Raw genomic sequence first — 21,951 nt, 5'->3', positions numbered from 1 at the left:
CCGCCAATCTGTCGGATCGTCAGTTCTGGTCCGTGCAGGGGTCTTTACCCTTCATCGGTGTCGGTGTAACTGTGTTACAGAACCGATCCGCTCAAGACGAGGGATGGTGCGAGACATGGCACGCGTACGGTACGGAGCGCGCACCGAGGCCGAGATCACGGCGTCGCGCGAGAAGAGCGCCAAGCTCCCCGACATCTGGTCCACCGGTGTGGTGGCGGTCTGGGAGAGCGACCCGGACGTGGTGGCGGCGGTCCTGCCGCCGCCGCTCAAGCCCGCCGAGCGGCCCCTCGTACGGGCCAACATCAGCAAGGTCGACCTGCCCGGCTACCCCCTCGGCGCCGGATCGGTCGCCGTCGCCGCGCAGCACGGCGGGGTCGAGGGCTGGTACCCGCTGGTCATGCCGATGACCCACGAGCGGGCCCTGACCGGCGGCCGCGAGGTCTTCGGCGAGCCGAAGAAGCTGGGCGAGGTCGGCGTCGAGCGCGACGGCCTCGTCGTACGGGCCTCCCTGGCCCGGCACGGGATCGCCTTCGTGGAGGTGCGCGGGGCGGTGGACCGTGCACTGCCGCTGCCCGAGCCCGCCGCCAAGACCGACTTCTACTTCAAGTTCCTTCCGGCGGTGGACGGTTCGGGCTTCGACGCCGACCCGGTGCTCGTCCACGTCACCCGCAACGAGAAGGTCCGCAAGCTGGAGCACATCACCGGTGACGTGGTGCTGCGCGAGTCGATGTTCGACCCCGTCGCCGACCTCCCCGTACGCCGGATCGTGGAGATCACCATCGGCGAGAAGACCACCGACCAGAAGGGCCGCGTCGTCGAGCGGGTCAGCGCCCGGGCCCTCCTCCCGTACATCCACCAGCGCTACGACGACCCGATGCAGATCCTCGACGGCCCGCCCGAGGGGAGCGTCTGATGCGGCTCGAACCGGGACAGGTGGCCGTCGTCACCGGCGCCGCCGGCGGCATCGGCCTCGCCATGGCCCGCCGCTTCGCCGCCGAGGGGCTGAAGGTCGTCCTCGCCGACGTGGAGGAGGGCGCCCTGCGCAAGGCCGCCGACGAGCTGGCCGCCGACGGCGCCCAGGTGCTCGCCCGGCTCGTCGACGTCAGCGACCGCGACTCCGTGATCGCGCTGGCCGACGCCGCGTACGACAGGTTCGGCGCCGTGCACGTGCTCTGCAACAACGCGGGCGTGGGCTCCGGCGCCGAGGGCCGGATGTGGGAGCACGAGCCCAACGACTGGAAATGGGCCTTCTCCGTCAACGTCTGGGGCGTCTTCCACGGCATCCAGGCCTCCGTCCCCCGCATGATCGCGGCCGGCGGCCCCGGCCACGTCGTCAACACCTCCTCCGGCGACGGCGGCATCGCCCCGCTGCCCACCGCCTCCGTCTACGCCGTCACCAAGGCGGCCGTGGTCACCATGACCGAGTCGCTGTACGCCCACCTCAAGGCGGAGGGCGCGGCCGTCGGCGCCTCCGTCCTCTTCCCCGGCCCGCACATGCTGCGCACCGGACTGTGGGAGTCGCACCGCAACCGGCCCGAGCGGTACGCGAAGGAGCGGCCGCGCAAGTCCCCGTACCGCAGCCTCGACCAGTACGAGGCCGCGATGAAGAAGGCCGGCCACGAGGTGAACTTCACCCCGGTCGAGGAGGTCGCCGAGCACGTCGTCGACGGCATCCGCGCCGACCGCTTCTGGATGCTCCCGGCGAGCGAGCACAGCGACCGGCAGATCCGCGCCCGGTCGCAGTCGATGCTCGACCGCGCCGACCCCGCCTACCTGGAGAGCTTCATCCTCGACTGAGGAGCGTTTGCAGTGAGTGAGACCGTGAGCGACAGCACGTACGAAGACCCGTACCTGATCATCTCCTCCGACTGCCACGCGGGCCTGCCCACCGAGCAGTACCGCCCGTACCTCGACTCCCGATTCCACCCCCAGTTCGACGAGTTCCTCGGCCAGCGCGACGCCCGCCGCGCCGAGGCCACCCGCCTCGGCGTCCGCAACGAGGCCTTCGCCGAGAAGTGGTTCCACGACCACGAGGAAGGCCTCAAGGGCGGCTGGGACACGGCGCAGCGCCTGAAGGAACTCGACGGCGACGGGGTGGCCGCCGAGGTCGTCTTCCCGGACGCCGACGCCGTGGACAGCCAGACCGCCGCCCCCTTCGGCGTGGGCCTCGGGCTCTCCGGAGACCAGGACCCCGAGCTCGGCATGGCGGGCGCGCAGGCGCACAACCGCTGGCTGGCGGAGTTCGTCTCCGGGACCCCCGAGCGGCACTGCGGGGTCGCCCTGCTGCCCATCACGGGCGAGCCCTCGAAGGTCGTCGCCGAGATCCACCGGGCCAAGGAGTCCGGGCTCGGCGCGCTGATGATCCCCGCGATGTGGGTGGACAAGGCGCCGTACCACGACCGCCGCTACGACCCGGTCTGGGCCGCCGCGGCCGAGACGCAGATGCCGATCGTCACCCACTCGGGGTCCTCGCCCCGCCACGAGTACGGCGACCACCTGGGCATCTTCGTCTCCGAGGTCACCTGGTGGCCGGCCCGCCCGCTGTGGTTCCTGCTCTGGTCAGGGGTCTTCGAGCGGCACCCGGGCCTGAAGTTCGGCGTCGCCGAATCGGGCTGCTGGTGGCTGCCGAACCAGCTGTGGTTCATGGACCGGCTGTACCTCGGCGCGCACGGCGGCAAGAAGCTGTCGCCGTTCGAGGAGCTCAAGCGCCCGCCGAGCGAGTACCTGGACCGCCAGGTGTTCATCTGCGCGACGAACACCAAGCGGCGCGAACTCGCGCAGCGCTACGAGATCGGCGTGGACAACATTCTGTGGGGCTCGGACTTCCCGCACCCCGAGGGCACCTGGCCGGGCACCCGGACCTGGCTGAAGAACACCTTCCACGACATCCCGGTCGGCGAGACCCGCCGGATGCTGGGCCTGGCCGCGGCGGACGTCTTCGGCTTCGACACGCAGAAGCTGGCCCCGGTCGCCCGCCGGATCGGCCCGGCCCCGGCGGAGCTGGGCCAGCCGGCCGACCAGGCTTCCGTGGAGTCCTCGTGGGCCCGCTCGCGGGCGACGGGCCGCCACTGGCTGACGGGCCACGACTTCCCCGTCCTGGGGGTGGCCTGATGGCGGACCGCTACACGGTCATCTCGGCGGACTGCCACGCGGGCGCGGACCTGCTGGACTACAAGCCGTACCTGGAGAAGCGGTACCACGATGAGTTCGACGCCTGGGCCGCCACGTACGTGAACCCGTACGAGGACCTCCTCGCGGACACCGCGGACCGCAACTGGAACTCCGCGCGCCGGCTGTCCGAGCTCGAGGCGGACGGCATCGTGGCCGAGGTCCTCTTCCCCAACACCATCCCGCCGTTCTTTCCCAAGGCCTCGCTGATGGCCCAGCCTCCGACGGCCGCGGAGTACACGCTGCGCTGGGCGGGGCTCCAGGCCCACAACCGCTGGCTGGCGGACTTCTGCGCGGACGCACCGGGCCGGCGGGCGGGCGTGGTCCAGATCCTGCTGAACGACGTGGACGCGGCGGTGAAGGAGATCCGCCGCACGAGGGAGGCGGGCCTGACGGGTGGCATCCTGCTGCCCGGCGTCCCGCCCGGCTCGTCGGTCCCCGAGCTGTACTCGGCCGCGTACGACCCGATCTGGGCGGTGTGCGACGAGCTGGACGTCCCGGTCAACCACCACGGCGGCTCGGCGTCCCCGCCGCTCGGCGACGAACCGGCCGCCCGGGCCGTCTTCATGGTCGAGACGACCTGGTTCTCGCACCGCGCCCTGTGGCACCTCATCTTCGGCGGGGCCTTCCGCCGCCACCCCGGCCTGAAGCTGGTCCTGACGGAGCAGGGCTCCGGCTGGATCCCGGGGGTCGTGGAGATGCTGGACTACTACCACGGCCGCCTGGTCGCGGCGTCGGCCACGGCGGAGGCCAAGTTCGGGGCGGGCCTGGCGGAGTCCATGGGCAAGGGCCCGAGCGAGGTCTGGCGGGACAACTGCTTCGTGGGGGCGAGCTTCATGCGCCCCCACGAGGTCCCGCTGCGGGAGCGGATCGGCCTCGACAAGATCATGTGGGGCAGCGACTACCCCCACGACGAGGGCACCACCCCGTTCTCCCGCGAGGGCCTGCGCATCGCGTACGCAGGACTCCCGCGGGAGGAGGTCGCCGCGATGGCCGGCGGCAACGCGGCCCGCGTGTACGGCTTCGACCTGCCCCTGCTGGACGCGGTCGCCGCGAAGCACGGCCCCCTGGTCTCGGAGATCGCCGAGCCGCTGACCCGGATCCCCCCCGAGGCCACGAGCCCGGCCTTCGCCCGGGGAGGCTCGGTCCGCGTCTGGTGAACCGGTGACCGGCTCCCGCCGGGCGGCTCAGTTCTTGTACACGAGCCGCTCCGGCGGGATGCTCTCGGTGCCGGCCACGCTGGTGCGCCGGTCCACCTCGATGACCAGCCCGTCCATCTCCGCGAAGGGTGAAAGGTCCACCGTTCCGAGGCATTCGCGCAGGACGAGCAGCCGCAGCCCGGGCAGCTCGGTCAGCGGCTCCAGCGTCCCCTCGAACACGCACCTGATCAGCACGAGTTCGGTCAGGCGCTGATACGGCAGGAGAGCCGCGACCGACACGGGTGCGGCGTGGCGGATCTGCAGGGAGCCGAGCCCCGGGAGCGGGAGCGAGCGGATCAGCTGCCGGTACTGCAGGCTGCCCGCGATCGTCAGGTCCTTCACCCCCGGCCACCGCTCGATCCCGTCGAGGGTCATCCTGCGGACGCCCTGCCACAGGGCCAGGGAGGTCAGCCCCTCGGCCGCCGGGACGTCCCCGATCCACCGCTGCGCCGGCTCGAACCCGATGACCAGGGACTTGAGCCCGTCGACCGCCGCCAGAGGGGCCAGCGAGAGACCCTCCCGGAGGTAGCCGAAGGCGAGGCTGTCCGCCGACAGCTCGGCGACCGCCTCGATGCCCGTGACCTCCGGGCAGTCCAGCACGCCGAGGTGCCGCAGCGTCGGATGCCCGGCCAGCGGTGCGAGATCGGTCAGGCTCGGATTGCGGTGGATGACGAGCCACTCCAGGTCCCGCCGCCCGGATATGTCCGTCGGGACGGCGCCGTTCCAGGTGAGGTGGACCCGCCGTATGTGGGGCATCCGGCCGAGCGCGGCCAGCTGCTCCGGCGTGCGGACGTGCAGATGTCCGACGCGCACGGGGGCGTCGGCCAGGACCGCGTCCGCGTACGTATCGGTGGGGAACCGCCCCCAGGAGTCGCACAGTTCATGGACCACGTCGTAGCGGTCGTCCCTCCGGAAGCCGGCGATGACCTGGAGCGCCCGCTCCCCGCCGACCAGCGCGGCCGTACGGATGACGGCGGCGGCCTGCTGCTCGTCCAGGCCCTTCGGGCCCGGCAGGAGCTCCAGGACCAGCTCGCCCGCCTTGGCCAGCTCCTCGGCCTGCCCCACCGAGTGCGGCGGCAGCAGGTGCGCCGTACGCGCCTCCACCTCGTGCCAGACCTCGGGGTCCAGTTCCGGGGCGTGCTCCAGGCAGGCCGCAGCCAGCAGCACCAGCCGGCTGTAGTCCCGCTTGACCTTGTCGGCCCGCCGCAGCAGCTGCCGGAGCAGGCGTGCGCGCTCGTCGGGGCGGGCATGCCCCACCGCCATGCGGACCACGTCCTCCCACGCGTCCTCGTGGGCGTTGCCCACCAGCACGCCGAAGTCCCGTGCCTCCACGGCCGCCTTGGCCCCCAGGTAGTCCTGGAAGGTGCGGTGCACGAAGTGGACCGACCCCGGTACCGGCTCCCGCAGCAGCCCGCTGCGGATCAGCAGGTGCCGGAACACCTGCTCCGCGCCGGCCTGCGCCCGTACCTGGGGCATGGCGCCGAGCCACTCGCCCACCATCTCCTCGGCCTCCGTGCAGGACGCCTCCACCTGGCCGTTGCGGATGAGCCAGTACGCGAGCCGCTGGAGCAGCAGGGTCTGCTCGTCCCTGCTGAGGTACACCCCCTCGACACCGGAGATGTCCCGCTCGGTGTCCCGGCGTACGAGGAGCATGTCCAGGGCGGCGTCGTACAGCTCCTTGCGCGCCCTCGGCAGGTGCATGTGGCGGTCCCGGTTCAGGGCGCACAGCAAGGCGCACATGAGGGGGTTCGAGGCCAGCCATCCGAGGTCCCGGCGGGAACCGACGGACTGGATCAGCGATTTCTCGTACCGGTCCAGGCTGTCCCGCTCCTCCTCGGAGCCGCACTCGGCGCGGGCGGAGTCGTGCCAGTGCGTGATGAACGCGCTCACGTCGGCGCGCTCCATCGGCAGCAGGGAGAGGAGGGAGAAGGCCTGCCCGGTCAGCCAGTCCTCCGGGACCGCCGACGGGCGGGTGGTCACCACGTAGCGGGCCCTGGGATAGGCCGTGAGCAGGGATCTCAGCCACTCCTCCGTGCGGCTGCGGAGCTTGGACGGCACCTCGTCGACGCCGTCGACCAGGACGAGTGCCCGCCCTTCGGACAGCAGGTTCTCGACCCATCCCTCCGGGGCCCGCAGCGGCACGCCCGAGGCGCGCAGCCAGTTCTCCGGCATCGGCAGGCCCTCGGGCGAGTTGAACGAGCGCAGCCGCAGGACGAAGGGGACGAGCGTGTTCCAGTGGCGCAGGCCGAGCTTGAAGCTCCGTCTCGCCGCATTCAGGGCCAGCCACTGCACCAGGGTGCTCTTGCCCGAACCCGCCGGGCCGCGCAGCAGTACACGCTCGGAAGTGCTCAGCGCCAGCTCGGTCTTCATCGCCGAGTGGCGGCCCGGCTCCTCCAGCAGCTGCTCGCCCGTCACCGCCAGGCTGATGTAGGCCAGGTCCAGCGGCCACTCCTGGCGAGCGTGGCCGAGGGTCAGGCCGAACAGCTGGAGGCGGCTGTGGGTTTCGGCGAGGTAGCGCGCGTACTGCTCCTCGAAGGCGTAGGCGGCGCCGTTTGAGCGGTCGCCCAGCCGGTCCACCGCGCGCGCCAGCTCGCCCGTCCGGCGGACCAGTTCCACATCCGCCCGGGCCCCGAAGCCCGGCAGGGTCGTCAGGTACTCCACCGCGTGGACGCAGCACAGCCGGACCAGGCCGCGGTAGACGGCCTCGGCCGGCCGGCTCAGGCCCGCACCGGATGGTGGTGGCAGCGCCGCCGCCAGTGCATGCGGGTCCAGGTCCGCCGCGAAGAGGGATTCCGCATTCAGCGGGCCCAGCGCCGCGAAGGCGTCGCCCACCGCGTCGAGGGCCGCCAGGCGCTCGTGCTCCGGGAGGCCGCGCGTGGCCTCGCCCAGCCTGGCCGCCAGTGTCTCGGCGAGGCGGCGCACCTCCGCCGCCCCCAGCTCCGCCGGCCGGCGCCAGCGCGGGACCGGGGCGGCCGGATCCACCGCCAGCCCGGCCCCCGGGGACCGGCTCAGCAGGGACTTCACCAGTGCCCCCGCCGCCGTACCCGCCACCCGTAAGAGAACCGTCTCGAAGCCCGTCATCCCCTGCCCTCCCCTTGGCTCGGACATCATCGCGTGAACCGCCGGTAACCCCGATGGATACCGATCGGTAACAACCCCTGGCGAAGCCCCCGAACCCGCTCTATGGTGCGGGCATGCCGAACCTGCCCGATGTCGTGCTGTGGTCCATACCCGCCTTTGTGCTGCTCACCGTCATCGAGGTGGTGAGTTACCGGCTCCATCCCGACGAGGATGCCGCCGGCTACGACACCAAGGACGCGGCCACGAGCGTCGCCATGGGGCTCGGCAGCATCGGCTTCGACCTGCTGTGGAAGCTCCCGGTCGTCGCCGTCTTCACCGCGGTCTACGAACTGACCCCGCTGCGGGTGCCGTTCCTGTGGTGGACCGCCCTGCTGATGCTGCTCGTCCAGGACTTCCTCTACTACTGGCAGCACCGCCTCCACCACGTCATCCGCATCCTGTGGGCCTGCCATGTCGTCCACCACAGCAGCCGGAACTTCAACCTCACCACGGCCCTGCGCCAGCCCTGGACCAGCGCGACCACCTGGTGGTTCTACCTGCCGATGGTCGCCCTCGGTGTGCACCCGGCCGCGATCCCGTTCTGCTACGGCATCAACCTCCTCTACCAGTTCTGGGTCCACACCGAGCGCATCGGCAAGCTGCCGCGGGCCTACGAGTACGTCTTCAACACCCCCTCCCACCACCGCGTCCACCACGCCTCCCAGGGCGGCTACCTGGACCGCAATTTCGGCGGGATCCTGATCATCTGGGACCGGATGTTCGGCTCCTGGGTGGGCGAGACCGACAAGCCCGTCTACGGGCTCACCAAGAACATCGGCACCTACAACCCGCTGCGGGTCGCCACCCACGAGTACGCGGCCATCGCCCGCGACGTCCGCGCCGCCGGCAGCTGGCGCGAGCGCGCCGGACGCGTCTTCCGCGGCCCCGGCTGGCAGCCCGCCGCCGCATCCGCCCCCGCCACCGCATCAACCCCTGCCCCCGCACCCGCCCCCGCTCCGGCCGCCGGCGCCGCAGCCGACTCCACCGCCCCGGCCGTACAGGAGACCACCGCGTGAGCACCGCCGAGTCCCCGGGCCGACCCGCCCCCGCCTGGGCGGCGGACCAGGCGCCGGCCGGCCGGCCGCGCCTCGGCCGCATCGCCCTCGTGGCCTTCGCCGTGGCCGCCGCCGTCGACCTCGGCTCGCTGCTCGCCGGCTGGCACCTCGGGCACGTCATCGCCAAGCCGCTGCTGATGCCGCTGCTCGTGACCCACATGGCCACCCGCGGCGCCCCCCGGCTGCTGCTCGTCGCCCTGCTGTTCGGCTGGGGCGGGGACCTGGCCCTGCTCTTCGACGCCGAGCCCGCCTTCCTCGTGGGCATGGGCTCCTTCGCCGCCGGGCACGTCTGCTACCTCGTCCTCTTCGGCAAGCGGCCCGCGAACCCGCTGGTCGGGGGCGCGTACACGCTCGCCCTCCTCGGCACCGTCGCCCTGCTGTGGTCCGATCTGCCGGCCGACCTGCGGATCCCCGTGGCCGGCTACAGCCTGCTGCTCACCGCCATGGCGTTCCGCTCCAGCGCCCTCGGCCTGCGGGCCGGGATCGGCGGCGCGCTGTTCCTGCTCTCCGACACCCTCATCGCCACCGGTGTCGCCGAATGGCCCCAGCTGCCCCGACCGGACTTCTGGATCATGGCCACGTACCTCGCCGCCCAGTACCTGCTGGCCACTGGCGCGACCTCCTGGGAAGCAGGCGTACGGTAGGACGGTTCCACAGTCGTACAAGACTGAACGATCCCGAACCGGAGGACTGCACCACCATGCGCGCCACCGTCATCCACGCCCCGCACGACATACGCGTGGAGGAGGTGCCCGACGCTGCGATCCAGCGCCCCGAGGACGCCGTCGTCCGCGTCCTGCGTGCCTGTATCTGCGGCAGCGACCTGTGGGCCTACCGCGGTGAGGCCGCGCGCCAGCCCGGCCAGCGCATCGGCCACGAGTTCCTGGGCATCGTCGAGGAGACCGGCTCCGCCGTGTCCGGCCTGCGCGCCGGTGACCTCGTCGTCGCGCCCTTCATGTGGTCGGACGGCACCTGCGAGTACTGCAAGGAGGGCCTGTTCACCTCCTGCGACCACGGCGGTTTCTGGGGCTCGGTCGGCCACGACGGAGGCCAGGGCGAGGCCGTCCGCGTCCCGCACGCCGACGGCACCCTGGTGACGCTGCCCGCCGAGGCCGTCTCCGACGACCACCTGCTGACCGGGCTGCTCGCGCTGTCCGACGTCATGGGCACCGGCCACCACGCGGCGCTGGGCGCGGGCGTACGCATGGGCTCCACGGTCGCCGTCGTCGGTGACGGCGCGGTCGGCCTGTGCGGCGTCCTCGCCGCCAAGCGCCTGGGCGCCGAGCGGATCATCGCCCTGGGCCGCCACACCGCACGTACCGACATCGCCAAGCTCTTCGGGGCCACCGATGTCGTCGCCGAGCGCGGCGAGGCCGCCGAGGCGGCCGTGCGCGAACTCCTCGGCGGCCGGGGCGCGCACGCGGTCATCGAGGCGGTCGGCACCGAGCAGTCGATGCGCACCGCCGTGAACATCACCCGCGACGGCGGGGCCATCGGCTACGTCGGTGTCCCGCACGGCAGCGGCACCGGCCTCGACCTCGGCGTGATGTTCGACCGCAACATCACCCTGCGCGGCGGCGTGGCACCGGTGCGCGCGTACATCCCGGAGCTGCTGGAGGACGTGCTGAGCGGCGCGATCGACCCGGCGCCCGTCTTCGACCGGGCCGTGTCCCTGGACGAGGTCCCGGACGGCTACCGCGCGATGGACGACCGCAGCGCGCTGAAGGTGCTCATCAAGCCCTGAAAGCCCTGACGGCACGAGAATGGCGGAAGGGGCCGGCCCGGGGGAAATCCCCCAGGCCGGCCCCTTCCGTTCAACCCGCTACTTCACGGCCTTCAGCGCGTCCACCACGCCGTAGCCGTAGTAGCCGGTCTGGCCCCACTTGCTCTGGCAGGTGGTGGCGTCGACCAGCGCGCCCGTGCCGTCGTAGACCTTCTCCGGGCAGGCCGCCTTGGTGGCCTGGGCCTTCAGCATGGCCTGGAGCTGCGACGGCGTGGCCGACGGGTGCGCGCTCTTGAGCAGCGCCGCCACGCCCGCGACGTGCGGTCCGGCCATCGAGGTGCCCTGCTTGTAGCCGTAGCCGCCGCCCGGCAGGGTCGACAGCACGCGGCCGTTGGCGTCCGGCGTGGCCGGGACCTGCCACTTGTCGCCGCCGGGGGCGGCGACGTCGACGACGCCCAGGCCGAAGCTGGAGTAGTACGACTTGAAGCCCTGGTCGCCGGTCGCGCTCACCGTGACCACACCCGGCAGCTGGGTGGGCAGGTCCAGGCAGACGTGCGGGTCGATCGTGCGCGGGACCGGGGTGCCGTCGTCCGGGCTCGTGTCGTCGAGGATCGCGTTCGACGCCAGGTCGTGGTTCGAGTTGCCGGCCGAGGCCACGCTGAGCACACCCTTGCGCTCGGCGTACTTGGTCGCCCGGCCGAGGGCCTCCACCAGCGCCTTCTGGTCGTCGTCCGCCTTGCAGTTGTAGAGCCAGGGGTCGACGTAGTAGCTGTTGTTGGTCACCTCGATCCCCTTCTCGGCGGCGAACATGAAGCCGCAGACGACCGCCTCGGTGAAGAACAGGCTGGTGCCCGGCTCGCTCACCTTGATCGCGGCGACCTGCACGCCCGGCGCGACGCCCGAGATGCCGATGCCGTTGCGCGCGGCCGCGATGGTGCCGGCCACGTGCGTGCCGTGGTCGCTGCCGTCGGCGTACGGGCGCCACGCGCCCTCGGTGGTGTCCGCGACACCGCCGACGCAGTTGGCCGACTGGCCCTTGGAGAAGTTCGCCGCGAGATCCGGGTGGGTGTCGTCGACACCCGTGTCGATGACGCCCACCGTGACGTCCCGGCTGCCATCGTTGATCTTGTGCGCCTGATCGGCCTTGATCGCCCGCAGGTCCCACTGGTTGGGCTCCAGCGGCTCCTGACCGTCCGCGGCGGCCGATGCCGCCTTGGCGGCGTCCGCCGCGCTCAGCTTCTGGGTTGTGCCCTCCTCGGTGGTCTGCACCGGCTGGAGGGGGGCCGTCCGGGTGGCGCCGACCGACACGAACAGGCCGCGCTGCGCCCGCAGCTGCTTGGCGAAGTCCGGGTTCTGGGAGTGTGCGACGACGACCCCGATCTGCTCATAGGACGTCACCACCGTTCCGCCGGCCCGCTCGATGGCCTTGTTCGCGGCCTTCACCGTGGCGTACGTGTTCAGGTTCGCGACGTACGAGAGCTTGGGGCCGGTGGTGTCGGGCTTCGCCGCGGCCGCCGTACCCGCCGTGTTGCCCAGCGGGGCGGCAGAGGCCGCGACCGAGGGCAGGAAGGCGAGCGAGGCGGTGAGCGCCAGGCCGACCGGTACGGCAATACGACCGTGCCTCTTAGGGGATCGTGACCCCAGCTGAGCCATGGGTTCTCCACATCATCCGTGAAAGAAGCCGTCCGCGTCTGGTCGCGCAGGACGACGGGTTCATGACAGGTGAACCTAGTGCCGCCGTTCGTCTTTCCGCCATCAGTTCGAGAAATCAGTTTCCGAAGAATCAACAGGTGTTGAACCGTCCCGCCGCGCCGGCCGTGCCGTTGGGCAGGGGGACTCAGCGCCACCGTCCCCCCACACGGAGGTTGTTTTGTCCGTCGTCCCCACCGCACCCGCGTCACAAGGAGAACCCCCCGTGACCACCGAAGCAGCGCCGCCGCACGGCAGCGCGGGAACAACCACGGCGAGCCCCACGGCCGAAGAGTTCACAGCCGTCCAGCAGAGCGCCGAATTCGCCGAACTGCGCAGTTCCTACCGCTCCTTCGCCTTCCCGCTCACCGTGGCCTTCATCGTCTGGTACCTGCTCTACGTCCTGCTGTCCAACTACGCCGGCGGCTTCATGGGGACCAAGCTCTTCGGCAACATCAACGTCGCCCTCGTGTTCGGCCTCGCCCAGTTCGCGACGACCTTCCTCATCGCCTGGCTGTACTCCCGGCACGCCGCCGCGAAGCTCGACCCCAAGGGCGCGGCGATCAAGGCGCGGATGGAGGCCGGCGAATGAGCGGCACCCTCCACCTCGCGACGAACGTGGCCGCAGGCGCCACCGAGCACCGGCCGCTGATCATCACCCTGTTCGGGCTGTTCGTCGTCGCCACCCTCATCATCACGATCTGGGCCGGCCGCCAGACCAAGGACGCCGCCGACTTCTACGCGGGCGGCCGCCAGTTCACCGGCTTCCAGAACGGCCTCGCCATCTCCGGCGACTACATGTCCGCCGCGTCGTTCCTCGGCATCGCCGGCGCCATCGCGCTCTTCGGCTACGACGGCTTCCTCTACTCCATCGGCTTCCTCGTGGCCTGGCTGGTCGCCCTGCTGCTCGTCGCCGAGCCGCTGCGCAACTCCGGCCGCTACACGATGGGCGACGTCCTCGCGTTCCGGATGCGCCAGCGGCCCGTCCGTACCGCCGCCGGAACCTCGACCATCGTCGTCTCGATCTTCTACCTGCTCGCCCAGATGGCCGGCGCCGGCGTGCTCGTCTCGCTGCTCCTCGGCATCACCAGCGACGGCGGCAAGGTCGCGGTCGTCGCGCTGGTCGGCCTACTGATGATCCTCTACGTCACCATCGGCGGTATGAAGGGCACCACCTGGGTCCAGATGATCAAGGCCGTCCTGCTCATCGCGGGCGCTCTGCTCATCACCTTCCTGGTGCTGCTGAAGTTCAACTTCAACATCTCCGACCTGCTGGGCAAGGCGGCCGAGAACAGCGGCCAGGGCACCAAGTTCCTGGAGCCCGGTCTCAAGTACGGCAAGGACGCGACGACGAAGCTGGACTTCATCTCGCTCGGCATCGCCCTGGTCCTCGGCACCGCCGGCCTGCCGCACATCCTGATCCGCTTCTACACGGTTCCCACGGCCAAGGCCGCCCGCAAGTCCGTGAACTGGGCCATCGGCATCATCGGTGCCTTCTACCTGATGACCATCGCCCTCGGGTTCGGCGCCGCGGCCCTGCTCAAGCGCACCGACATCATCGCCTCCAACAAGGCCGGCAACACCGCGGCCCCGCTGGTCGCCCAGGAACTCGGCGGCGGCGCGGGCTCCACGGGCGGTGCCGTCCTGCTCGCCGTGATCTCCGCGGTCGCCTTCGCCACCATCCTCGCGGTGGTGGCCGGGCTCACCCTCGCCTCCTCCTCGTCCTTCGCCCACGACCTGTACGTGAACGTGATCCGCAAGGGCAACGCCACCGAGCAGGAGGAGGTCCGGGCGGCCCGCTGGTCCACGGTCGTGATCGGCGCCGTCGCCATCGGCCTCGGGGCCCTCGCCCGCGACCTCAACGTCGCCGGCCTCGTCGCCCTCGCCTTCGCGGTCGCCGCCTCCGCCAACCTGCCGACCATCCTCTACAGCCTCTTCTGGAAGCGCTTCAGCACCCAGGGCGCGCTGTGGTCGATCTACGGCGGCCTCGTCTCCGCGGTCGTCCTGGTGCTCTTCTCGCCGGTCGTCTCCGGGAAGCCCACCTCGATGTTCAAGGACGCCGACTTCTACTGGTTCCCCCTGGAGAACCCGGGCATCGTCTCGATCCCGCTCGGCTTCCTGCTGGGCTGGCTGGGAACCGTCCTGTCGAAGGAGAAGGCCGACCCCCAGAAGTTCGCGGAACTCGAGGTGCGCTCCCTTACGGGAACCGGCGCGCACTGAGACCGTGCTCATGTGACATGGGCCGAACACACAGCGTGGCCGCGTCGTACTTCCCTACGACGCGGCCACGTCGTGTCTCGTTCATTCCGGCATCCCTACGCCTCATACGCGTCGCGTAGGCTCGATAACGGCGCCAGGCGTTTCTCCGAGGTGGCGCGAACCTCTACGAACCGGACAGGGGAGGGGGCCTGAAATGCTTCTCGACACCTATGGTCGCGTGGCCACTGACCTGCGCGTCTCGCTCACCGACCGGTGCAACCTGCGCTGTACGTACTGCATGCCCGAGGAGGGTCTGCAGTGGCTCGGGAAATCGGATCTGCTGAGTGACGAGGAGATCGTCCGGCTGATCCGGATCGCCGTCACGCAGCTCGGGATCACCGAGGTCCGCTTCACCGGCGGCGAGCCGCTGCTGCGCCCCGGCCTGGTCGGGATCGTCGAGCAGTGCGCGGCGCTGGAGCCCCGCCCCAAGATGTCCCTCACCACCAACGGCATCGGCCTCAAGCGCACCGCACAGGCGCTCAAGTCCGCCGGCCTGGACCGCGTGAACGTTTCGCTGGACACCCTGCGGCCCGAGGTCTTCAAGACCCTCACCCGGCGTGACCGGCACCGCGACGTCATCGACGGCATGGCCGCCGCCCGCGAGGCCGGCCTGACCCCCGTCAAGGTCAACGCCGTCCTGATGCCGGGCCTGAACGACGACGAGGCCCCCGACCTGCTCGCCTGGGCCGTGGAGAACGAGTACGAGCTCCGCTTCATCGAGCAGATGCCGCTCGACGCCCAGCACGGCTGGAAGCGCGACGGCATGATCACCGCCGGGGACATCCTCACGTCGCTGCGCACCCGCTTCACGCTCACCGAGGAAGGCGCCACGGAGCGCGGATCCGCCCCGGCCGAGCGCTGGGTGGTCGACGACGGCCCGGCCACCGTCGGCGTGATCGCCTCGGTGACCAGGCCCTTCTGCAGCGCCTGCGACCGCACCCGGCTCACCGCCGACGGTCAGGTCCGTACGTGCCTGTTCGCCACCGAGGAGTCGGACCTGCGCGGAGCCCTGCGATCCGGCGCCCCGGACGAGGAGATCGCCCGCCTGTGGAAGGTGGCGATGTGGGGCAAGAAGGCCGGGTCCGGTCTCGACGACCCGTCCTTCCTGCAGCCCGACCGCCCGATGTCCGCGATCGGCGGCTGAGGGCCCCGGCAGGGGTGGCTAAGCGGCCTCGGGGAAGTGGGGGCACGCCCCCGCGCCGCCCGGCACGGCGCCTCGCCGCGTTGTCCAGTACAAGCGTGCCGCTCCGCCTTGCGATGCACCGCACCGGACGACGCGAAAACGCACCCCACTTCACCAAGGCCGCTCAGAGGCGTTCCGAGCCCTCCGGCTGGACCCATTCGTCGAGCTTCACGACGTCCTTGAGGAAACCGCGGACCCCCAGGAACTGGGAGAGGTGTTCGCGGTGCTCCCCGCACGCCAGCCAGGTCTTGCGGCGCTCCGGGGTGTGCAGCTTCGGGTTGTTCCACGCCAGGACCCAGACGGCCGCATCGCGGCAGCCCTTGGCCGAGCAGGTGGGCACGTCCACGGGACCGGTGGAACGAGCGGAGTCGGGGGAGTCAGGGGAGTTCACGCCTCAACCCTACAAACCCCTGTCACGGAAGGGCGACGCCGAGCAGCCACGGGGGGAGCTGCCCGGCGTCGGTCCGTCGCTCCGACGGGGGATGCGGAGCGCGTAGGCAGTATGTCACGCAGGACCCGGTGCAGTGCACCGGAACTTCATGATTGATCTGAGCTTTTATTGAGGTTTCCCGTGTTCAGTGCCGGACGCACAGGTGACGGGATGAAGTGTGAGGGCAGCGAGGGGGTCGACTCGCGTCCCGCGTTGGCGATGACCACGGCCACGTACGGCAGCAGCGCGCCCGCGATGAGCGTCACGATCGCCACATGACGTTCCACGTTCCACAGGATCACCGTCGCCAGGACCGACAGCGTCCTGATCGACATCGAGATGACGTACCGGCGCTGCCGTCCCCGCACGTCCTCGTCGAGGCCCATCCGGGCTCCGGTGATCCGGAAGACCCCGGCCCCGTTCCGCTTCTTCCGCTCCACGCTCCACCGCCCGATCCGCCTGCCGGACACTCCCCGGTCCGGATCCTCCCACCGTACGCCGCCACACCCACGGCGAGGAGAGGGGGTGTCCCCCGAACGGGGCTGTCCGAAATGCGCAGTACGCCGGACAGGTTGAAACTGGGCCCACATGCGCACAACGCGCCACGAGGAGGCTCGACATGTCATGGTTGTGGGCGATCATCGTCGGTTTCGTGCTGGGCCTCATAGCCCGGGCCGTCCTGCCGGGCAAGCAGCATCAGCCCCTCTGGCTGACCACCCTGTTCGGCATCGCCGGCGGCATCCTCGGCAACGCCGTCGCGGTATGGATCGGCGTCGGGGAAACCAAGGGCATCGACTGGACCAGGCACTTGCTGCAACTTGCCGGAGCAGTGCTGATCGTGGCTCTCGGTGAGATGGTCTACAAGTCGCTCAGGGGTGGCAGCAAGCAGATGACCTGAGGGCGGCACGACGGAGGGGCCGGCCGGACGTGGTGTCCGGACCGGCCCCTCCGCCGCGCTCAGGCGTCAGGCCCCGGGCGTCAGCCCGTGACCTCGACCGCCGCCAGGTTCTTCTTGCCGCGGCGCAGCACCAGCCAGCGCCCGTGCAGCAGGTCCTCCTTGGCGGGGACCGCGTCCTCGGCGGTCACCTTCGCGTTGTTCACGTAGGCGCCGCCCTCCTTCACGGTCCGGCGGCCGGCCGACTTGCTCGCCACCAGCCCGGTCTCCGCGAGCAGGTCCACCACCAGGCCGAGCTCGCCGACCCGGGCGTGCGGCAGCTCGGACAGGGCGGCGGCCAGTGTGGCCTCGTCCAGGTCCGCCAGCTCGCCCTGGCCGAACAGCGCCTTCGACGCGGCGATCACGGCCGCGCACTGGTCGGCGCCGTGCACCAGCGTGGTCAGCTCCTCCGCCAGCGCCCGCTGGGCGGCGCGCGCCTGCGGCCGCTCGGCGGTCTGCGCCTCCAGCTCCTCCAGCTCCTCGCGGGACTTGAAGGAGAGGATCCGCATGTAGGTGGAGATGTCCCGGTCGTCCACGTTCAGCCAGAACTGGTAGAACGCGTACGGCGTGGTCATCTCCGGGTCGAGCCACACGGCCCCGCTCTCGGACTTGCCGAACTTGGTGCCGTCCGCCTTGACCATCAGCGGGGTCGCCAGCGCGTGCACGACCGCGCCCGGCTCGACCCGGTGGATCAGGTCGAGCCCGGCCGTCAGGTTGCCCCACTGGTCGGAGCCGCCCTGCTGGAGCACGCAGCCGTAGCGCCGGTACAGCTCCAGGAAGTCCATTCCCTGGAGCAGCTGGTAGCTGAACTCGGTGTAGCTGATGCCCTGGTCGGAGTCGAGCCGCTTGGCGACCGAGTCCTTCGTCAGCATCTTGTTGACCCGGAAGTGCTTGCCGATGTCCCGCAGGAACTCGATGGCGGACAAGCCCGCCGTCCAGTCCAGGTTGTTCACCATGAGCGCCGCGTTCTCGCCCTCGAAGGACAGGAACGGTTCGATCTGGGTGCGCAGCCGGGTCACCCAGTTCGCGATGGTCTCCGGGTCGTTCAGGGTCCGCTCCGCGGTCGGCCGCGGGTCACCGATCTGCCCGGTGGCCCCCCCGACCAGCGCCAGCGGTCGGTGCCCGGCCAGCTGGAGCCGGCGTACGGTCAGCACTTGTACGAGGTGTCCCACGTGCAGCGAGGCCGCCGTCGGGTCGAAGCCGCAATAGAAGGTGACCGGACCGTCCGCGAACGCCTTGCGGAGCGCTTCTTCGTCGGTGGACTGGGCGAAGAGCCCGCGCCACTTCAACTCGTCGACGATGTCCGTCACGGTTTCTCGACTCCTTCGGATGGTGTGCGTCGCGCCAAGGATTCAGTCTAGGTGGATCAGACGCCCTTGCTGACCGAGCTCATGTTGAAGTCCGGGATCCGCAGCGCGGGCATCGCGGCCCGGGTGAACCAGTCGCTCCACTCGCGCGGCAGGGTCTTCTCGGTCCGGCCCGCCTCCGAGGCCCGCGACAGCAGGTCCACCGGCGATTCGTTGAACCGGAAGTTGTTCACCTCGCCCACGACCTGGCCGTTCTCCACCAGGTACACGCCGTCCCGGGTCAGGCCCGTGAGCAGCAGCGTCGCCGGGTCGACCTCGCGGATGTACCAGAGGCAGGTCAGCAGCAGGCCCCGCTCGGTGGCGGCCACCATCTCCTCCAGCGACTTGTCGCCGCCGCCGTCCAGGATCAGGTTCCCGAAGCCGGGCGAGACCGGCATCCCGGTCATCGCCGCGCTGTGCCGGGTCGTGGTCAGCCGGGCCAGCCGGCCGTCCTGGATCCACTCGGTCGCCGGGACCGGCAGGCCGTTGTCGAAGACCGAGGCGTCGTCGCCCGAGCTGTGCGCGATCACGAACGGCGCGGACTCCAGGCCCGGCGCGTTCGGGTCGCTGCGCAGGGTCAGCGGCAGCCCGGACAGCTTCTCGCCGAGCCGGGTGCCGCCGCCGGGCTTGGAGAAGACCGTCCGGCCCTCCACCGCGTCCCGGGCCGCCGCGGACCACATCTGGTAGATGAGCAGGTCGGCCACGGCCGTCGGCGGCAGCAGGGTCTCGTACCGGCCGGCGGGCAGGTCGATCTTCCGCTCGGCCCAGCCCAGCCGTACGGCCAGCTCCGCGTCCAGCACGGTCGGGTCCACGTCCTTGAAGTCCCGGGTGGAGCGGCCGGCCCAGGCCGAGCGCTGCCGGTCGGGGGACTTTGCGTTGAGCTCCAGGGTGCCGTTCGGCTGGTCGTGGCGCAGCCGCAGCCCGGTCGAGGTGCCGACGTACGTGGAGACCAGCTCGTGGTTGGCGAAGCCGTACAGCTCCCGGCCGCCGGCGCGGGCCCGGGCGAAGGCCTCGCCGAGGGCCGGCGCGAAGTCCGCGAACACCGCCGAGGAGGTCTCGGCGGGGGCGTCGGTGAAGTCCGGCGAGGACGGGGTGCCGGTGACCAGCGGCTGGGCGTCCTCCGCCGGGCCTGCGCCCCGTGCCGCGGCCTCGGCGGCCCGGACCAGCGGCTCCAGGTCCGCGGCGGTCACGGCGGAGCGCGACACGACCCCCGAGGCCGTGCCCTCCTTGCCGTCGACCGTGGCGATGACCGTCAGGGTCCGGCCGCGGGTGACGCCGTTGGTGGTGAGCGTGTTGCCCGCCCAGCGCAGATTGGCCGTCGACTCCTCGTCGGCGATGACGACACAGCCGTCGGCGGTGGACAGCTCCAGCGCGCGCTCGACGATCTCGTGTGGATTCGTGCGACTCGTCGACATCAGCGTCCCGCCTCCTGCGTGGTGTTCAAGATGTTCACGTCGCGGAACAGCGCGGACGGGCAGCCGTGCGAGACCGCCGCGACCTGGCCCGGCTGGGCCTTGCCGCAGTTGAAGGCGCCGCCCAGTACGTACGTCTGCGGCCCGCCGACCTTCTCCATCGAGCCCCAGAAATCGGTGGTCGTGGCCTGGTAGGCGACGTCGCGCAGCTGCCCTGCCAGCTTGCCGTTCTCGATCCGGAAGAACCGCTGGCCGGTGAACTGGAAGTTGTAGCGCTGCATGTCGATCGACCACGAGCGGTCGCCGACGACGTAGATGCCGCGCTCCACCCCGCCGATCAGGTCCTCGGTGGACAGCCCGCCCGGATCCGGCCGGAGCGAGACGTTCGCCATCCGCTGGACGGGCACGTGCCCGGGGGAGTCGGCGAAGGCGCAGCCGTTGGAGCGGCCCAGGTCGGTGAGCTTCGCGATCCGCCGGTCCAGCTGGTAGCCGACCAGGGTGCCGTCCTTGACCAGGTCCCAGCTCTGCGCCTGGACGCCCTCGTCGTCGAAACCGACGGTGGCGAGGCCGTGCTCGGCGGTGCGGTCACCGGTCACGTTCATGATCGAGGAGCCGTACTTGAGCTTGCCGAGCTGGTCGAAGGTGGCGAAGGAGGTCCCCGCGTACGCCGCCTCGTAGCCCAGCGCCCGGTCGAGCTCGGTGGCGTGGCCGATGGACTCGTGGATGGTGAGCCACAGGTTGGACGGGTCCACGACCAGGTCGTAGCGTCCGGCCTCGACGCTCGGCGCCCGCATCTTCTCGGCGAGCAGTACGGGGATCTGCTCGAGCTCGGCGTCCCAGTCCCAGCCGGTGCCGGTCAGGTACTCCCAGCCGCGCCCGGCCGGCGGGGCGATGGTGCGCATCGAGTCGAACTCGCCGGTGCCGGAGTCCACGGCGACCGCGGTGAGCTGCGGGTGGATCCGCACGCGCTGCTGCGTGGTCATGGTGCCGGCGGTGTCGGCGTAGAACTTGTTCTCGTGCACGGCGAGCAGCGAGGCGTCCACGTGCGCCACCCCGTCGGCGGCCAGCAGCCGGGAGCTCCAGTCGGCGAGCAGGGCCGCCTTCTCGGCGTCCGGCACCTCGAACGGGTTCACGTCGTACGCGGAGATCCACGTCTTGTCGGCGTGCACCGGCTCGTCGGCGAGCTCGACCCGCTCCTCGGAACCGGCGGCCTTGATGACCTGGGCGGACAGCTTCGCCATGGCCACGGCCTGCGAGGCCACCTTGGCGGCGGCGTCCATGGTCAGGTCCACACCGGAGGCGAACCCCCAGCTGCCGCCGTGCACCACGCGGACCGCGTACCCGAGGTCGGTGGTGTCGGAGCCGCCGGCGGGCTTGGCGTCCCGCAGCCGCCAGGAGGCGCTGCGGATCCGCTCGAGCCGGAAGTCGGCATGGTCGCAGCCCAGCGCGCGGGCCCGGGCGAGCGCCGCGTCGGCGAGCGCCCGCAGGGGCAGCGCGGTGAAGGCCGCGTCGATGGAATGGGGCACGGAAGTCCTCCCGGGGTCGGGGCCGGTCGCCTCGATCATGTCGCGCTCGGGGCGCTTGTGCCTACATCTTTCTGTAGGGACTCGACAGAGCCCGTACCGAGGCCCTGTGGGAGATCGATTCTCCGCTCGGGGGGCCCGGCCTATAGGTTTTTGGTAATCAGACCGCTAGTCGAAAGGGTGATCCGTTGAGCCGCTCGGTTCTCGTCACCGGAGGAAACCGGGGCATCGGCCTCGCCATCGCCCGAGCCTTCGCGCAGGCCGGCGACAAGGTCGCGATCACGTACCGGTCGGGTGAGCCGCCGCAGGAGCTCACCGCGCTCGGCGTCCTGGCGGTCCGCTGCGACATCACCGACTCCGAGCAGGTGGAGCAGGCCTACAAGCAGATCGAGGACGCGCACGGCGCGGTCGAGGTGCTGGTGGCCAACGCCGGCATCACCAAGGACACGCTGCTCATGCGCATGTCCGAGGAGGACTTCGCGTCCGTCGTCGACACCAACCTCACCGGCACCTTCCGGGTGGTCAAGCGCGCGAACCGTGGCATGCTGCGTGCCAAGAAGGGCCGCGTCGTCCTGATCTCCTCGGTCGTCGGGCTGCTGGGCTCGGCCGGACAGGCCAACTACGCAGCCTCCAAGGCCGCGCTGGTCGGCTTCGCCCGCTCGCTCGCCCGTGAGCTCGGCTCCCGCAACATCACCTTCAACGTCGTGGCCCCCGGTTTCGTGGACACCGACATGACGAAGGTGCTCACCGACGAGCAGCGCGCGGGCATCGTGGGGCAGGTGCCCCTGGGCCGCTACGCGCAGCCCGAGGAGATCGCGGCAGCCGTGAGCTTCCTGGCGTCCGACGACGCCGCGTACATCACAGGAGCCGTCATTCCCGTTGACGGCGGATTGGGCATGGGTCACTGATC

At 71.0% G+C, this 21,951-nt stretch carries 19 protein-coding genes; 12 read left to right on the top strand and 7 right to left on the bottom strand.

The window, feature by feature from the left end:
- Window positions 1–115 precede the first annotated feature (115 nt).
- From AB0M76_RS25525 to AB0M76_RS25510, 4 genes are read left to right on the top strand one after another with little or no spacing between them, the layout of a single operon-like run.
- Window positions 116–913: an acetoacetate decarboxylase family protein gene (locus AB0M76_RS25525; RefSeq protein WP_365955064.1), complete on the top strand. Its 798-nt coding sequence runs from the start codon at window positions 116–118 to the stop codon at window positions 911–913.
- Complete coding sequence (locus tag AB0M76_RS25520; RefSeq protein WP_365955062.1) at window positions 913–1,797, top strand: SDR family NAD(P)-dependent oxidoreductase; 885 nt, start codon at window positions 913–915, stop codon at window positions 1,795–1,797. Before AB0M76_RS25525 ends, AB0M76_RS25520 begins: the two co-directional genes overlap by 1 nt.
- A 24-nt stretch (window positions 1,798–1,821) precedes the next feature.
- Window positions 1,822–3,111 (top strand): amidohydrolase family protein, encoded by a 1,290-nt coding sequence (locus AB0M76_RS25515; RefSeq protein ID WP_365955191.1) that lies wholly within the window; start codon window positions 1,822–1,824, stop codon window positions 3,109–3,111.
- On the top strand, window positions 3,111–4,328 hold the full coding sequence (locus tag AB0M76_RS25510; protein ID WP_365955061.1) for an amidohydrolase family protein: 1,218 nt from the start codon (window positions 3,111–3,113) through the stop codon (window positions 4,326–4,328). The genes AB0M76_RS25515 and AB0M76_RS25510 overlap by 1 nt, the downstream gene beginning before the upstream one ends.
- 27 nt (window positions 4,329–4,355) lie before the next feature.
- On the opposite strand, the gene AB0M76_RS25505 is transcribed toward AB0M76_RS25510, so the two are convergent.
- On the bottom strand, window positions 4,356–7,448 hold the full coding sequence (locus tag AB0M76_RS25505) for an NACHT domain-containing protein (RefSeq protein WP_365955060.1): 3,093 nt from the start codon (window positions 7,446–7,448) through the stop codon (window positions 4,356–4,358).
- 113 nt (window positions 7,449–7,561) lie between these two features.
- On the opposite strand from AB0M76_RS25505, the gene AB0M76_RS25500 reads away from it, so the two are divergent.
- The 3 genes from AB0M76_RS25500 (at window position 7,562) to AB0M76_RS25490 (ending at window position 10,286) form a co-directional block, all read left to right on the top strand.
- Entirely contained in the window at window positions 7,562–8,503 is a 942-nt protein-coding gene (locus tag AB0M76_RS25500) for a sterol desaturase family protein (protein WP_365955059.1), read from the top strand.
- An 80-nt stretch (window positions 8,504–8,583) separates the two neighbouring features.
- Window positions 8,584–9,186 (top strand): lysoplasmalogenase, encoded by a 603-nt coding sequence (locus AB0M76_RS25495; protein WP_365955190.1) that lies wholly within the window; start codon window positions 8,584–8,586, stop codon window positions 9,184–9,186.
- A 56-nt stretch (window positions 9,187–9,242) separates the two neighbouring features.
- Window positions 9,243–10,286: a zinc-dependent alcohol dehydrogenase family protein gene (locus AB0M76_RS25490; RefSeq protein WP_365955058.1), complete on the top strand. Its 1,044-nt coding sequence runs from the start codon at window positions 9,243–9,245 to the stop codon at window positions 10,284–10,286.
- A gap of 78 nt (window positions 10,287–10,364) precedes the next feature.
- Here the strand turns inward: AB0M76_RS25490 and AB0M76_RS25485 are convergent, their stop codons facing one another.
- Window positions 10,365–11,918, bottom strand: a complete 1,554-nt coding sequence (locus AB0M76_RS25485; protein ID WP_365955056.1) for a S8 family serine peptidase — start codon at window positions 11,916–11,918, stop codon at window positions 10,365–10,367.
- A 262-nt stretch (window positions 11,919–12,180) separates the two neighbouring features.
- On the opposite strand from AB0M76_RS25485, the gene AB0M76_RS25480 reads away from it, so the two are divergent.
- The 3 genes from AB0M76_RS25480 (at window position 12,181) to moaA (ending at window position 15,357) form a co-directional block, all read left to right on the top strand.
- Entirely contained in the window at window positions 12,181–12,546 is a 366-nt protein-coding gene (locus tag AB0M76_RS25480; protein WP_365955055.1) for a DUF485 domain-containing protein, read from the top strand.
- Complete coding sequence (locus AB0M76_RS25475) at window positions 12,543–14,174, top strand: cation acetate symporter (protein ID WP_365955054.1); 1,632 nt, start codon at window positions 12,543–12,545, stop codon at window positions 14,172–14,174. The genes AB0M76_RS25480 and AB0M76_RS25475 overlap by 4 nt, the downstream gene beginning before the upstream one ends.
- A gap of 193 nt (window positions 14,175–14,367) precedes the next feature.
- Complete coding sequence (moaA, locus tag AB0M76_RS25470; protein ID WP_365955053.1) at window positions 14,368–15,357, top strand: GTP 3',8-cyclase MoaA; 990 nt, start codon at window positions 14,368–14,370, stop codon at window positions 15,355–15,357.
- A gap of 163 nt (window positions 15,358–15,520) precedes the next feature.
- On the opposite strand, the gene AB0M76_RS25465 is transcribed toward moaA, so the two are convergent.
- On the bottom strand, window positions 15,521–15,787 hold the full coding sequence (locus AB0M76_RS25465; protein ID WP_365955052.1) for a hypothetical protein: 267 nt from the start codon (window positions 15,785–15,787) through the stop codon (window positions 15,521–15,523).
- 146 nt (window positions 15,788–15,933) lie between these two features.
- On the bottom strand, window positions 15,934–16,296 hold the full coding sequence (locus tag AB0M76_RS25460) for a DUF3099 domain-containing protein (RefSeq protein ID WP_365955051.1): 363 nt from the start codon (window positions 16,294–16,296) through the stop codon (window positions 15,934–15,936).
- A 149-nt stretch (window positions 16,297–16,445) separates the two neighbouring features.
- On the opposite strand from AB0M76_RS25460, the gene AB0M76_RS25455 reads away from it, so the two are divergent.
- On the top strand, window positions 16,446–16,724 hold the full coding sequence (locus AB0M76_RS25455) for a GlsB/YeaQ/YmgE family stress response membrane protein (RefSeq protein ID WP_365955050.1): 279 nt from the start codon (window positions 16,446–16,448) through the stop codon (window positions 16,722–16,724).
- An 80-nt stretch (window positions 16,725–16,804) separates the two neighbouring features.
- Here the strand turns inward: AB0M76_RS25455 and tyrS are convergent, their stop codons facing one another.
- From tyrS to AB0M76_RS25440, 3 genes are read right to left on the bottom strand one after another with little or no spacing between them, the layout of a single operon-like run.
- Window positions 16,805–18,070 carry a tyrosine--tRNA ligase gene (tyrS, locus tag AB0M76_RS25450; RefSeq protein WP_365955049.1) on the bottom strand — a complete coding sequence of 422 codons (1,266 nt, stop codon included), beginning with the start codon at window positions 18,068–18,070 and terminating at the stop codon, window positions 16,805–16,807.
- Between the two features lie 56 nt (window positions 18,071–18,126).
- The gene (locus tag AB0M76_RS25445; RefSeq protein WP_365955048.1) at window positions 18,127–19,521 is read right to left on the bottom strand and encodes a metallopeptidase TldD-related protein; all 1,395 of its coding nucleotides are present in this window, start codon (window positions 19,519–19,521) and stop codon (window positions 18,127–18,129) included.
- Window positions 19,521–21,044, bottom strand: a complete 1,524-nt coding sequence (locus tag AB0M76_RS25440) for a TldD/PmbA family protein (RefSeq protein ID WP_365955047.1) — start codon at window positions 21,042–21,044, stop codon at window positions 19,521–19,523. Before AB0M76_RS25440 ends, AB0M76_RS25445 begins: the two co-directional genes overlap by 1 nt.
- Before the next feature lie 185 nt (window positions 21,045–21,229).
- Between AB0M76_RS25440 and fabG the strand changes: the two genes are divergently transcribed.
- Window positions 21,230–21,949, top strand: a complete 720-nt coding sequence (gene fabG, locus AB0M76_RS25435; protein ID WP_030162292.1) for a 3-oxoacyl-[acyl-carrier-protein] reductase — start codon at window positions 21,230–21,232, stop codon at window positions 21,947–21,949.
- The last annotated feature ends 2 nt before the right edge of the window (window positions 21,950–21,951 follow it).

Source organism: Streptomyces sp. NPDC051364 (assembly GCF_040682115.1).
Lineage (GTDB): Bacteria > Actinomycetota > Actinomycetes > Streptomycetales > Streptomycetaceae > Streptomyces.
The sequence above is the reverse complement of the archived record's forward strand: the minus strand, read 5'-3'. Positions and strand labels throughout refer to the sequence as shown.